Here is a 1064-nt window from a genome sequence, read left to right as displayed (position 1 = left end):
CGGCCGGCGCGGCCGGCGCGGCCGGCGCGGCGGGCGTGGCCAGCGCGGCAGGCGCGGCCGGCGCGGCCGGCACGGCAGGCGTGGCCAGCGTGGCCGGCGAGGCCGGCGTGGCCAGCGCGGCCGGCGCGGCCGGCGCGGCGGGCGTGGCCAGCGTGGCCGGCGAGGCCAGCGTGGCCGGCGAGGCCAGCGTGGCCGGCGAGGCCGGCGTGGCCGGCGCGGCCGGCGCGGCCGGCGCGGCGGGCGTGGCCAGCGTGGCCGGCGCGGCCGGCGTGGCCAGCGCGGCCGGCGTGGCCGGCGTGGCCGGCGCGGCGGGCGTGGCCAGCGCGGCAGGCGCGGCCGGCGCGGCCGGCACGGCGGGCGTGGCCAGCGTGGCCAGCGTGGCCGGCGCGGCCGGCGCGGCAGGCGTGGCCAGCGTGGCCAGCGTGGCCGGCGCGGTCGGCGCGGTCGGCGCGGCGGGCGTGGCGGGCGTGGCGGGCGTGGCCAGCGAGGCCGGCGCGGCCGGCGTGGCCAGCGCGGCAGGCGCGGCAGGCGCGGCCGGCGTGGCTGGTTGAGGGGTGTTGCCGTCAGAGGAAATCCAGCGACGAACTCCAGCAGTGATCGGCGCCACCAACCGAGCACCGGCCCCAAGAACACGCGCGATAGGCCCGCCGACCTCCTTCAGGGCCTGCACGACAGGATCGCCCTGAGCCATGTCTCCGACCACTGATGTGGTCTCGCGCCTGGCCGCACCGATGGCCTGGACGATTCTGTCCCCAAGGTCGGACCTGTCAAACGCACTCGGACGCGGCTCTGAACCGGGCGCGCGGCCTCCTGAGTCGCTGGACTGGGATGAAGGCGCGAAACGGCCGTCGGCAGTACGTGCAGGAGCAACCCCTGCAGACGGCTTCGACAGCAGATCTGGCAGGGATGGAACTCCGCCAGATGGCACTGAGGCACCAGCAGAGCGCGACACGATGACACCAGCAGCACCAGCACCAGCAGCACCGCCAGCAGCACCAGCACCGCCAGCGGCACCAGCACCGCCAGCGGCACCAGCACCGCCAGCACCGCCAGCAGCACCAGCA

Annotated in this window: 2 protein-coding genes; both read right to left on the bottom strand. The window is 78.5% G+C overall.

Going from position 1 to position 1064, the window contains the following annotated elements:
- Positions 1-607: hypothetical protein (locus BW996_RS21875; RefSeq protein WP_217694715.1), on the bottom strand; the 607-nt coding region annotated here is incomplete at its 3' end.
- Positions 608-657: 50 nt separating this feature from the next.
- Positions 658-1064, bottom strand: a 407-nt coding sequence (locus BW996_RS21580) for a hypothetical protein (protein ID WP_175619081.1), incomplete at its 5' end; no start/stop codon positions are given.

It is taken from the genome of Sphaerotilus natans, from assembly GCF_900156335.1.
Taxonomy (GTDB): domain Bacteria; phylum Pseudomonadota; class Gammaproteobacteria; order Burkholderiales; family Burkholderiaceae_C; genus Sphaerotilus; species Sphaerotilus natans.
The sequence above is the reverse complement of the archived record's forward strand: the minus strand, read 5'-3'. Positions and strand labels throughout refer to the sequence as shown.